At 67.6% G+C, this 11,300-nt stretch carries 9 protein-coding genes; 5 read left to right on the forward strand and 4 right to left on the reverse strand.

Going from position 1 to position 11,300, the window contains the following annotated elements:
* The first annotated feature begins 130 nt into the window (after nt 1-130).
* The gene (locus AC5P6A_RS06645; RefSeq protein ID WP_010484314.1) at nt 131-337 is read left to right on the forward strand and encodes a DUF6229 family protein; all 207 of its coding nucleotides are present in this window, start codon (nt 131-133) and stop codon (nt 335-337) included.
* Nucleotides 338-417: 80 nt separating this feature from the next.
* A complete protein-coding gene (locus AC5P6A_RS06650; RefSeq protein WP_134730662.1) occupies nt 418-3,315 on the forward strand; it encodes a type 2 lanthipeptide synthetase LanM in 2,898 nt (965 codons plus the stop codon).
* Nucleotides 3,316-3,336: 21 nt separating this feature from the next.
* Here the strand turns inward: AC5P6A_RS06650 and AC5P6A_RS06655 are convergent, their stop codons facing one another.
* Together AC5P6A_RS06655 and AC5P6A_RS06660 are read right to left on the reverse strand one after the other, a co-directional pair.
* On the reverse strand, nt 3,337-3,900 hold the full coding sequence (locus tag AC5P6A_RS06655) for a response regulator transcription factor (RefSeq protein WP_005409063.1): 564 nt from the start codon (nt 3,898-3,900) through the stop codon (nt 3,337-3,339).
* Nucleotides 3,897-5,123 (reverse strand): ATP-binding protein, encoded by a 1,227-nt coding sequence (locus AC5P6A_RS06660; RefSeq protein WP_019661188.1) that lies wholly within the window; start codon nt 5,121-5,123, stop codon nt 3,897-3,899. Before AC5P6A_RS06660 ends, AC5P6A_RS06655 begins: the two co-directional genes overlap by 4 nt.
* Nucleotides 5,124-5,237: 114 nt before the next feature.
* On the opposite strand from AC5P6A_RS06660, the gene ispG reads away from it, so the two are divergent.
* The 3 genes from ispG (at nt 5,238) to AC5P6A_RS06675 (ending at nt 8,081) form a co-directional block, all read left to right on the forward strand.
* Nucleotides 5,238-6,503 (forward strand): flavodoxin-dependent (E)-4-hydroxy-3-methylbut-2-enyl-diphosphate synthase, encoded by a 1,266-nt coding sequence (gene ispG / locus AC5P6A_RS06665; protein ID WP_019661189.1) that lies wholly within the window; start codon nt 5,238-5,240, stop codon nt 6,501-6,503.
* The gene (locus AC5P6A_RS06670; protein ID WP_058980273.1) at nt 6,484-7,233 is read left to right on the forward strand and encodes a phosphatase PAP2 family protein; all 750 of its coding nucleotides are present in this window, start codon (nt 6,484-6,486) and stop codon (nt 7,231-7,233) included. Before ispG ends, AC5P6A_RS06670 begins: the two co-directional genes overlap by 20 nt.
* A 200-nt stretch (nt 7,234-7,433) precedes the next feature.
* Complete coding sequence (locus AC5P6A_RS06675) at nt 7,434-8,081, forward strand: response regulator (protein WP_004153112.1); 648 nt, start codon at nt 7,434-7,436, stop codon at nt 8,079-8,081.
* Nucleotides 8,082-8,411: 330 nt separating this feature from the next.
* Here AC5P6A_RS06675 and eda read toward each other — a convergent pair whose 3' ends face one another.
* Nucleotides 8,412-9,071 carry a bifunctional 4-hydroxy-2-oxoglutarate aldolase/2-dehydro-3-deoxy-phosphogluconate aldolase gene (gene eda, locus AC5P6A_RS06680; RefSeq protein ID WP_134730658.1) on the reverse strand — a complete coding sequence of 220 codons (660 nt, stop codon included), beginning with the start codon at nt 9,069-9,071 and terminating at the stop codon, nt 8,412-8,414.
* Between the two features lie 290 nt (nt 9,072-9,361).
* The gene (gene edd / locus AC5P6A_RS06685) at nt 9,362-11,278 is read right to left on the reverse strand and encodes a phosphogluconate dehydratase (RefSeq protein ID WP_021202019.1); all 1,917 of its coding nucleotides are present in this window, start codon (nt 11,276-11,278) and stop codon (nt 9,362-9,364) included.
* Between the last annotated feature and the right edge of the window lie 22 nt (nt 11,279-11,300).

Raw genomic sequence — 11,300 nt, forward strand, 5'->3', positions numbered from 1 at the left:
GGGCGGCTGTACCTGTCATCCAGTATCGCTCGCAGCATGATGTTGATGCCAGGGACTGGCCGTATCCGGAGGGACGTGGAATCGATCCATGTCCTCAACGCCTCATGTTGTGAATGACAGGAGATTGCGAATGGATCTGAATGACGACGTTGTGTCCGGCTGGCTCAATGGCTCGGACGATGTGGATGGGTGCGCCAACCCTGCGGGTTCGCTGTTCATCTACGGTGCGGCAGCCACCGAAGCGGCCCTCACCGGGGCTTCGGACACCATGATCACCGGTGGCACCAACGAGTGCACCACCACGGTATCGGTGATCAACCACTGCCTGTGTTGCTGATGTAGCCCGTGCCGGCACGCAGAGGCATGCAGCTGCGTGCCGGCGACTGGAACAGACTCTTGAATCTCGCAGGGGGCGTAATGACCGCTTCTCCGGCTGCGGCCGCGTTTGCGCGCATCACCGAACATTTCCTTGCCCAGGCGCGCGCTGCGCTGGCTGCCGGCCTGCATGATCCCGCCATTGCCCTGCAGCCCGGCGAACGTGCGCTGCTGCATTCGCAGGGCGAGGCGGCGCTGCATGAGCATGCCCAGCTCAAGCTCAACCGCGTGCTCCTGCTGGAGCTGCACGCCGCTGCACGCAGCGGTGACATCGGCCCGCTTGACAGTGCTGGTGCGCTGGACGAATTCGTTGCCCTGGCCACGAGCGAGGGCTTCCGCGCGCATCTGCAGCAACGCTATCCGGTACTGCTGCCGCGCCTGACGCGCATGCTCGAAGGACAATGCGCGGCCGTGGTGGAGCTCGCTGCACGCATCGGCAGTGATCGTGTTGCGTTGGCCGAGTTGCTGGGTGCGCCGGCGGGCACGCTGCATGCCGTTGTATTGGGCCGCGGTGACCTGCACGGTGGCGGCCGCACCGTGGCACGGCTGCAGTTCGAAGGCGGCACGGTGATGTACAAGCCACGCTCATTGCGCATCGATGCCACGCTCGATGGCCTGTTGTCCGCGGTCTTCGGTGATGCCCCTGACCGCGTGCGCGTGCCGAAGGTGATCGATCGTGGCAGCCACGGCTGGGCTGCATTCGCCGCGCATCGCTATTGTTCCGGCGAGGCTGAACTGCGGTGCTATTACCGCGGCCTCGGCCACTGGCTGGCCATCCTGCGCCTGGTCGGTGGCACCGACATCCATCTGGAGAATCTGATCGCGGTCGGGCCGGTGCCGGTGGTGGTCGACGCCGAAAGCGTGTTCTGCCGGGTAATCGAAATCGAGCCATCAGGGCTTGGCGATGCGTACGACACCGCCGTCAAGCTGATGCGCAATTCAGTGCTGCGTACCGGAATCGTGCCGTTCCGTACTGCCGGCCTGGGCATGGAGGGCGTGGACCTGTCTGCAGCCGGCGCGCTGCCCGGCGAGCAGCCACGGGTGCAGGTGCCGGTGATCGTCGACGACGGGACCGAACCGGCCCGGTTGGGCATGGTCGAGGCCGAGGTCTCCATTGCGCAGAACCATCCCAGCGCACAGCCCGATGTGTCGTTGTACTGGGACCACATCAGCGAGGGCTTCATCGACGCCAGTGGGCGTCTGCGCGCGCTGGACGCGAACGGCGAACTGATGCCGCTGCTGACGGCCTTCGAAGGCTGCCAGGTGCGGGATGTACGGCGGCCGACAATGGCCTACGCCGAGCTCGGGCGGATGCTCTGGCATCCAGCATCGCTTCACAACGAAGCTCGGGCGGTTGAGCGCGCGATCGACCTGCTGGTGCGGAATGCGGCGGTGTCGCCCGCTGCGCCATCGGACCTGGAAACCGTACGCGGAGAGGTCGATGACCTGCGCCACGGTGACATTCCGATCTTCGCATCGCAGCTGGACGCGGCGCGTATCCACTCCGTCGTCGCCAACTGGCGCGCGATGCGGATTGACCTGGAAGACGTGACGATCCGCAGCACGCTGGTCGCCACCGACCTGAACCAGCATGCACTGGCCCGAGCCGAGGCCCGGTCCGGCTACAGCTATGCAGCACGGCATCCGCGCGCCGACGACCTGGACGCACGCCGTCGCACGCTGGCCACGCGCGCGGTGGAAAGCCTGCTGCGGCTGGCGGTGCACGGCGAAGACGGCTCGATGACCTGGATCACACCTGAAGTGACGCGTACCGGATGGACCGTCCAGCCGGTGCAGCCAGACCTGTACTTCGGGCTGGGCGGCATCGCTTTCGCACTGGCAGCCTATCGCCACGAAGTGGAGCAGGGGCGTGCCGATCCGGTGGCCGGGCTGGATCCGGCCATCGAGGGCGCCCTTGCGGTGTTCCAGACCCTGTGCGAGCGGCACCCCGCCGAAATTGACGGTGGATTCGTCGGAACCGGTTCGCAAATGTGGGCATTGCTGGCATTGCACGACCTGTTGCAGCGACCGGCGCTGCTGGCGCTGGCAGAGCGCTGCGCGGAAGCCGCGGAGCATCGCGGTTTCCAGCAGGCGGCAAAGTTCGAACTGATTGATGGTGTGTCCGGCATGATCCTGCCGTTGCTGGCGCTGGCTGAAGCCACCGGCAACGCACGCTGGCTGGAACTGGCGGCCGCAGCGGGACGCCGCATGCAGGACGCTGCGATTGTCGACGCAGACGGTGCGCGCTGGCCGACGCCACAGTTCAGCGAGCCGATCGGTGGTTTTGGCCACGGTGCGATGGGCATGGGCTGGGCGCTGGCACGACTGGCCCGCTCCGAGGCTGGCAGCGTGCCCGAGCGGGCCGCATGGCGGCGGCTGGCCGAAGGAGCATTTGCATTCCAGGCAGCCCTGTTCGAGCCACATACCGGGCACTGGCGGGACATCCACCTGCAGGATGGGCAGAAGAACTTCCCGACCTGGTGCCACGGCAGCGTGGGCATCGGCCTGGCGGCGGCGGACCTGTATGCCCGCACCGGTGATGCCGCGCAATTGCGCGACATGCGTCGCGCCGTGGCCGATGCGCGCGGCAAATGGGGGTTCAGCCACACCCTGTGCCATGGCGATGTGTCCACCCGGGAACTGCTGGTGCTGGCCGCTGCGCTGGATCCGGCAGGGTGTCCCTATCCGCAGGACGAGGCCGCCATCGAGATCATTTCTTCGATCGAGGAGCACCAGGGGATGGTTGGCGGCCTCACCCGCGCGGCCTTTACCCCGGGCCTGATGATCGGCCTGGCGGGTTCGATCTACGGCTTCCTGCGCATGCATCCGGCCTGCGTACTGCCATCGCCGCTGCTGCAGGAGACGATGGCCACGCGGGCCGATGCGTGTGCGGTGCGCTCCAGCGCCGCGCAGGACCGGCCGGCGCTGGTCGAGGCCTGAGCCGGACCGGTCCGTCAGCGATCAACGGCTCGGATCGCGTTCCGGGCTCGGCCGCTTTGCCAGCTTGCGCTGCAGCGAACGCCGGTGCATGCCGAGCAGGCGTGCCGCTGCGGACACGTTGCCGCCGGTCTCGTGCATCGCCTGCTGGATGTGTTCCCACTGCAGGCGGCTGATCGGCGTCATCGCGTCCGGCACTTCCATTTCGCCATCGTCGGCCGGGCCGTCGTCTTCCTCGCCAAGCGCGCGCAGGATCATCGGTACCGTGGCCGGCTTCGGCAGGTAATCGTCGGCCCCCAGCTTGATCGCCTCAACGGCAGTGGCGATGCTGGCGTAGCCGGTCACCAGCAGGATACGCATGTCCGCGCGCAGCGCGCGCAGCGGCTGGATCAGCGCCAGGCCGGAATCGCTGCCCAGCTTCAGGTCGATCAGCGCGAACGCCGGCGGATGCTGGCGGGCCAGTGCCAGGGCACTGGCGGCATCCTGTGCGGTCTGTGTTTCCAGGCCCTTGCGGGCCAGGCTGCGCTGCAGGGTGCGCAGGTACAGCTCGTCGTCGTCGACCAGCAGGCCGAGGGTTGAGGCGCTCATGGGGTTTCCTCGCGTGGGACCAGCGGCAGGCGGAAGCCGACGCGGCTGCCGGCGCCTTGGGCCGGGCGCATCCACATCTCGCCGTCGAGGCGTTCGATGGTGGCATGGGACAGGGCCAGGCCAACGCCCATGCCCTCGCTCTTGCTGCTGCCGAACAGCTTGCCTGGCAGCACCGCGGCACGGGCATCGAAGCCGTGGCCGTAGTCGCGGACTTCGCCGATCAGGTCGTCGCCTTCGATGCGCAGGTCCAGGTCTACCCGTGGCCGCCCGGCCTGTTCGCCGGCATCTGCGGCATTGTTGAGCAGGACCATCAGCAGATGGCCCACGCCCGGATCCAGTGGTAACCGCAGCGGCGCATCGTCATTGCGATGCAGGTCGATGGTCGGCCGCACCAGGCGCCACTGTTCCAGTACCTGCTGGGCGCTGGAGTGGCTGCGGCCCGGTGCGTCGGCCGAGGCCGGTGCGGCCAGCGCCAGCACGCGTTCCCGGCACTGCACCAGCAGTTCGCGCAGGGTCTCCATGTCTTCGCGCACTTCGGGCTCTTCGCTGCGCTCGGCGACGTCATCGGCAAGCAGGGTCATGGTCGCCAGCGGCGTGTTCAGTTCATGCGCCACCGAGGCGGCATGGGTGGCCAGGGCGACGATGCCTTCGTTGCGGGCGAAGCGTTCCCTGAGTGCCGACAGTTCCAGTTCGCGCTGTCGCAGCGCCAGCGCCAGGCGGGTGGAGAAGGTCAGCACGACCGCTGCGGAAATGAGGAAGTTGGCGACCACGCCCCAACGGTTGAGGTCCTGCGCGCGGAAATAGCCGTCCGGCAGCGGCTGGCCGAAGATGCCGCTGGCGGCGTAGCCGAGCAGGCAGGCCAGGGCCACTGCCAGTGCCCAGCGCAGGGGCAGGGCGAAGGCGGCCAGCGCGATCAGGATCAGGAACAGTGAACTGAACGGGTTGGCCATGCCGCCGCTCCAGCCCACCATCCAGGTCAGGATGATCACGTCCACCAGGATATGGCCGAATGCGGTCAGCGGGGCGGTGTCGGCCGCTTCCGGGCGCAGCTGGGTGTAGATGTTGAACAAGGTGAGCACGGCCACGCCGGCCCATAGTGGCAGCTGGGGCAGCGGCAGGCCCAGCACCCAGCTGGCGACCAGGATGGTGGCGGCCTGGCCGCCTACGGCAAGCCAGCGCAGGCTGCACAGGGTACGGAGGAACGGGGCGTCGGGACCGGTCATTCATGCTCATCGTATGCGTTCACGGGCGCGCGTGCCTGCGACAATCGGCCGCAGCCGTGCCGCCGGCTGAATGCGAGTCACCCCGAATGCGGGAGCGGGCGGTAGAATGCGCCCATGCACGACGCCGTCACCCGCCCGACTCCCCCCTCCGATGCCACCTCCTGGCCCCGCCGCCAGACCCATGCCGTGCAGATCGGCGGGGTCACCGTAGGTGGAGGCAAGCCGGTGGTGGTGCAGTCGATGACCAACACCGACACGTCTGACGTGGCCTCCAGCGTGAAACAGGTGGCCGAGCTGTGGCGTGCCGGTTCGGAAATGGTGCGTTTGACCGTCAACACCGTTGAAGCCGCTGCGGCGATCCCGCGCATCGTCGACAAGCTGGCGATGATGGGCATCGACGTGCCGCTGATCGGTGACTTCCATTACAACGGCCACCAGCTGCTGACCGCCGAACCGGCGTGTGCCGAAGCGCTGGCAAAGTACCGCATCAACCCCGGCAACGTCGGCTTCGGCAAGAAGAAGGACCTGCAGTTCGCGCAGTTGATCGAGTTCGCGATCCGCTACAACAAGCCGGTGCGCATCGGCGCCAACTGGGGCTCGCTGGACCAGGCCCTGGCGGCGAAGCTGATGGACGAGAACAGCCTGCGCGAACAGCCCTGGGATGCCGGCCGCGTGCTGCGCGAAGCGCTGATCCGCTCGGCCCTGGATTCGGCCGAGCAGGCGGTGGAACTCGGCCTGCCGCGCGACCGCATCGTGCTGTCGGCCAAGGTCAGCGGCGTGCAGGAGCTGATCGCGGTATACCGCGACCTGGCCCAGCGCTCGGATTTCGCCCTGCACCTGGGCCTGACCGAAGCCGGCATCGGCAGCAAGGGCATCGTCGCGTCGGCGGCGGCGCTGGGCGTGCTGCTGCAGGAAGGCATCGGTGACACCATCCGCATCTCGCTGACCCCGGAACCGGGCCAGTCGCGCACGCAGGAAGTGATCGTCGCCCAGGAACTGCTGCAGACCACCGGCCAACGCGCCTTCACGCCGCTGGTCACGGCCTGCCCGGGCTGCGGCCGCACCACCTCGGAGTTCTTCCAGGAGCTGGCCAAGGTCGTGCAGAACCACGTGCGCGAGAAGATGCCGCTGTGGAAGATCCACCACCCGGGGGCGGAGAACATGACCCTGGCGGTGATGGGCTGCATCGTGAACGGGCCGGGCGAGTCGCGCCATGCCAACATCGGCATCTCGCTGCCGGGCACGGGCGAAACACCCGCAGCGCCGGTGTTTGTCGATGGCGAGAAGAAGGTGACCCTGCGCGGCGACAACATCGCCCAGGAGTTCGTCGCCCTGATCGACGACTACGTCGAACACACGTATGTCCGAAGCGCCGGATAAGCCTGCGATCCTCGCTGCACCGGAGTCCGCCTCCGGTTTCCGCCACTGGATGGCGCGCAATGCCTGGCGCCTGGTCCTGCTGTTCGGCGGCGTGCTGCTGCCGCTGGCTGGCTTCGTCGCCCTGGCGGACGAGGTGCACGAGTTTGAATCGTTCCATTTCGACGCGCCGCTGCTGTGGCAGATGCATGGCCTGCACTCGCCACTGCTGGACCGCTTCTTCGTGCTCATTTCCAAACTGGGCTATGAGTGGTTCCTGATCCCGGCCGACGTGCTGATCATCGGCGTGCTGCTGGGCTACCGGCGCTGGCGCGAGGCCACCTTCGTGGCGGTCAGCTTCGTCGGCTCGGCGCTGCTGAACATGGGCAGCAAGCACTTCTTCCAGCGCCAGCGCCCCAGCCTGTGGGAATCGATCGCGCCGGAATCGACGTTCAGCTTTCCCAGCGGCCACGCGATGGGCTCGATGACCCTGGCGGTGACCCTGGTACTGCTGGCCTGGAACACCCGCTGGCGCTGGCCGGTGCTGCTGCTGGCACCGGCATTCAGCCTGCTGGTCAGCGTCTCCCGGGTCTATCTGGGGGTGCATTACCCCTCCGATATCCTGGCCGGATGGTGTGCCGCGCTGGTTTGGGTGGTAGGGTGCTATCTGGTCATGTTCAGTCGCCGGCACCCTTGGCGGCATCATGGCACGCGGCCAGCGAAGGCCAGCGAAGCATCATCACAGGGGGATTGACGTGGATGCCCCGCGCGGGACGTCTACGTGATAGATCAGTTGTTTCGTTGCAGCAGGTTCTGCAAGACAGGGGGCAAGCACAACGCGCGGTACTGTGATGCGCAAGGCAGATTGCCGGGGCCGCATTCCGAACGCGCTTGCAGGGTATCGGCACCCTGCCTAGCTTGACCTGCAATGGCCGCATTCGAAGAGGTACGTGAATGACGATTCGAGTCTACCTGGTGGATGACCACGCGCTGGTCCGCACCGGGATGAAGATGATTCTGTCGGGGGAAACCGACATCGAGGTGGTGGGCGAAGCCGAGACCGGCGAAGACGCGCTGCGTGAAGTCCGCCAGCTGCTGCCGGATGTGGTGCTGTGTGACCTGCACCTGCCGGGTGTGAGCGGCATGGAAGTGACCGAGCGCATCGTGCGCAGCCACCGCAACACCCGCGTAGTGATCGTGTCGGTGCTGGAAGATGGCCCGCTGCCGAAGCGGCTGCTCGAAGCCGGCGCGGCCGGATATATCGGCAAGGGTTGTGATGCGCAGGAACTGCTGCGCGCGGTGCGTGACGTGGCAGGTGGGCGCCGCTACCTGGGCACCAGCATCGCGCAGAATCTGGCACTGTCGACGGTGGAAGGCAACGGTTCGCCGTTCGACAGCCTGTCGCCGCGCGAGCTGGAAGTGGCGTTGCTGCTGACCCAGGGCCTGCGCCAGGAAGATATCGCGCGGCGGCTGAGCCTGAGTGCGAAGACGGTGAACACGCACAAGGCGCGGCTGTTCGAGAAGATGGGGATCCACGACAACATCGCGCTGGCGCGGATGGCCAGCCAGTACGGGTTGGTGGATCCGGCGCGGCCGCTGTAACGGGTTTCGGCCAACGGCTGAGCCCCTTGCGGTGTGCGGCAGGATTCGTGGGGTTGGCCCTGCGGAGGGATTGCGCAGGGGACGCCGTGAATCCATCCCTGGAGGCTCGGTCGCGCCATCCATGGCGCTCGCGCCCCTGCGCAATCCCTCCGCAGGGCCAAGGACGGTTTTCGTGCGCCGCCACCGCGGAATGAAGAAGGAAGAGCGGGAGCGGGTCGCGCGCTGCGCGCGCTCTGGATGCTGGTCCTGTAGAGCTGAGCCATGCTCGGCTGCTTTCCATTCCGCTGGCGTGGAGCCGAGCGTGGGCTCGGCTCTACAGCTGCGTTGGGCTCAGTGGCCGCGAACGCGCTTGATGATCTTCGCGGCGTCGGCGGCGCTGGCGCGCACCTTGTCCCATTCGCCGTTGGCAATCCAGTTGCCCGGCACCATCCACGAACCGCCGATGCAGACCACGTTTTTCTGCTCGAGGTATTCGGCGGCGGTGTTTTCGGTGATGCCGCCGGTCGGGCACAGCTTCAGGTCCGCCACCGGGCCGGCCAGTCCCTTGATCATCGCCAGCCCGCCCACGGCCGTGGCCGGGAACAGCTTGCACACGCGGAAGCCGCGGGCGTAGAGCGACAGCAGCTCGGTCGGCGTGGCCGCACCCGGCACCACCGGCAGCGGCGCAGCAGCCAGTGCATCGGCCAGCGCTGGCGGCGTGCCCGGGGTCACCAGGAAGTCCGCGCCCGCATCGATCGACTGCTGCATCTGCTCCACGGTCAGCACCGTGCCTGCACCCACCACCACATCGGGCAGCTCGCGCTTGAGCATCGCCAACGCTTCCATCGCCACCGGCGTACGCAGCGTCAGCTCGATCGCCGGCAAACCACCGTCCAGCAGCGCCGCACTGACCGCCCGCGCCTGGTCCAGCGTATGAACCGTCACCACCGGCAGGATGCCCGCCGCATGCAACAGCTCCGCCGCCTTCACCTGATGTTGTTCGATACCCATAGCTCTGCTTCTGCCTTTGCTGTCGAATTTGATTTCAATGATCACTTCGCGGCATTGATGCGCCGGAGAGTGTCAGAAGGGCGCGGTCAGCCCCAGCCGGGACCGTAAGCGGCATGGATGCCGCGACCGAGCCCCCATGGGTGAGGGCGCTTTGCTTGCGAAGCACCGCTTTGCAAGCGCCCGAACGCCCAACCGCCAGCGGTTGGGCCGGTCCCGTAGGGGGGTTTACGGCGTGTCCCGGCCAGGGCGCTCTACTGCCCAAGCCGGGAAGCCTGCCGCGGCTTTTCGCTTCAGGCGTCTTTCGCCTCATGCGGCGCTGCCGCCGCCGCGGCATCATGCCCCAGCTCGTACTCCGCGTCGTACTCCCACGGCCCGCCATCGGCCGCCGCCGGACCGCACGAAATCGACATCGCTCCCTGGTCGGCCGGGCCCACCACGCGACGGTTGACCGCGAACAGATTGCGGCCCAGGTCATGCGCGGCCGGCGCAGTGTTCGGAGCCAGCGGACGCGCCGCCCATTCGGCCGGGTCCACCAGCACCTCCAGCGTGCCGGCCTCGCCGTCCAGCCGGATCATGTCGCCTTCGCGAACCTTCGCCAGCGGGCCGCCGCGCGCCGCTTCCGGCGTCACGTGGATCGCCGCCGGAATCTTGCCCGAGGCGCCGGACAGGCGGCCGTCGGTGACCAGCGCCACGCGTCGGCCCTGGTTCTGCAACAGGCCCAGCAGCGGCGCCAGCGAATGCAGTTCCGGCATGCCGTTCGCACGCGGGCCCTGGTAACGCACCACCGCCACGAAATGCTCGGGCAGCAGGCCACCGGCGTGCAGCTTGTTCAGCACCTGCGGTGCATCGACCACCACGGCCGGTGCTTCGATCGTGCGGTACTGCGGCTTCACCGCCGACAGCTTGATCAGCGACTTGCCCAGGTTGCCGCGCAGCAGGCGCAGGCCACCCTGGTGTTCGAACGGATTGTCGACGCCACGCACCACCTCGTCATCGGCGCTGCGTTCCAGGCCCGGCAGATAAACCAGTTGGCCGTCGCGCAGCTGGGGTTCGCGGGCGTAGTCGGCCATGCCGCCACGGGCCACGCTGACCAGGTCGCCATGCATCAGGCCGGCCTTGATCAGCTCGCCGAACACGAACGCCGGGCCACCGGCGGCGGCGAAGCGGTTCACGTCGGCCTCGCCGTTCGGGTAGACGCGGGCCAGCAGCGGAATCAGCTGCGACAGCTCGTCGAAGTCGTCCCAGGTCAGCACGATGCCGGCCGCACGCGCCACCGCGATCCAGTGGATGGTGTGGTTGGTCGAACCGCCGGTGGCCATCAGCGCGATGACCGCGTTGATGATCGCGCGCTCGTCGATGATCCGGCCCAGCGGACGGAAGTCATCGCCCAGCGCAGTGATGTCCAGTGCACGTTCGGTCGCTTCGCGGGTAAGAGCGTCGCGCAGCGGGGTGCCCGGATTGACGAACGACGCGCCCGGCAGCTGCACGCCCATCGCTTCCAGCAACACCTGGTTGGAGTTGGCCGTGCCGTAGAAGGTGCAGGTGCCGGCGCCGTGGTAGGAGGCCGACTCGGCTTCCAGCAGTTCTTCACGGGTGGCTTCGCCGGCGGCATAGCGCTCGCGAACTTCCGCCTTCTGCTTGTTGGGTATGCCCGGGGTCATCGGGCCGGCCGGCACGAACACCGCCGGCAGGTGGCCGAAGGCCAGTGCGCCGATCAGCAGCCCCGGCACGATCTTGTCGCAGACACCAAGGTAGACGGTGGTATCGAACATGTCGTGGCTGAGCCCGATCGCCGTCGCCTGCGCAATCACATCGCGCGAGAACAGCGACAGCTCCATGCCACCACGGCCCTGGGTGACGCCGTCGCACATCGCCGGCACACCGCCGGCCACCTGCGCGGTGGCGCCCAGCTCGCGGGCGATCTGGCGGATCTGCTCGGGATAGGTCTCGAACGGCTGGTGTGCCGACAGCATGTCGTTGTAGGCGGTGATGATGCCAAGGTTCGGTGTCACCCCACCGCGCAGGCGGCTCTTGTCGGTGCCGCCACAGGCGGCGAATCCGTGGGCGAGGTTGCCGCAGCTCAGGCGGCTGCGGAACGGGCCTTCGCGCAGGGAGGCGTCGATCGCGGCCAGATAGGCGGCGCGCGAGGCCGCGCTGCGGCGGATGACGCGCTCAGTGATGGCTTGCAGTTGCGGATGGAGGCTCATTGGCTACCGGCGTTCGTGGTGG

It is taken from the genome of Stenotrophomonas sp. YJH_SMC_20, from assembly GCF_059367845.1.

Coding starts and splice junctions, on each gene's coding strand:
- AC5P6A_RS06645 (WP_010484314.1), top strand. CDS start 131: ATGGATCTGAATGACGACGTTGTGTCCGGCTGGCTCAATGGCTCGGAC.
- AC5P6A_RS06650 (WP_134730662.1), top strand. CDS start 418: ATGACCGCTTCTCCGGCTGCGGCCGCGTTTGCGCGCATCACCGAACAT.
- AC5P6A_RS06655 (WP_005409063.1), bottom strand. CDS start 3,900: ATGAGCGCCTCAACCCTCGGCCTGCTGGTCGACGACGACGAGCTGTAC.
- AC5P6A_RS06660 (WP_019661188.1), bottom strand. CDS start 5,123: ATGACCGGTCCCGACGCCCCGTTCCTCCGTACCCTGTGCAGCCTGCGC.
- ispG (WP_019661189.1), top strand. CDS start 5,238: ATGCACGACGCCGTCACCCGCCCGACTCCCCCCTCCGATGCCACCTCC.
- AC5P6A_RS06670 (WP_058980273.1), top strand. CDS start 6,484: ATGTCCGAAGCGCCGGATAAGCCTGCGATCCTCGCTGCACCGGAGTCC.
- AC5P6A_RS06675 (WP_004153112.1), top strand. CDS start 7,434: ATGACGATTCGAGTCTACCTGGTGGATGACCACGCGCTGGTCCGCACC.
- eda (WP_134730658.1), bottom strand. CDS start 9,071: ATGGGTATCGAACAACATCAGGTGAAGGCGGCGGAGCTGTTGCATGCG.
- edd (WP_021202019.1), bottom strand. CDS start 11,278: ATGAGCCTCCATCCGCAACTGCAAGCCATCACTGAGCGCGTCATCCGC.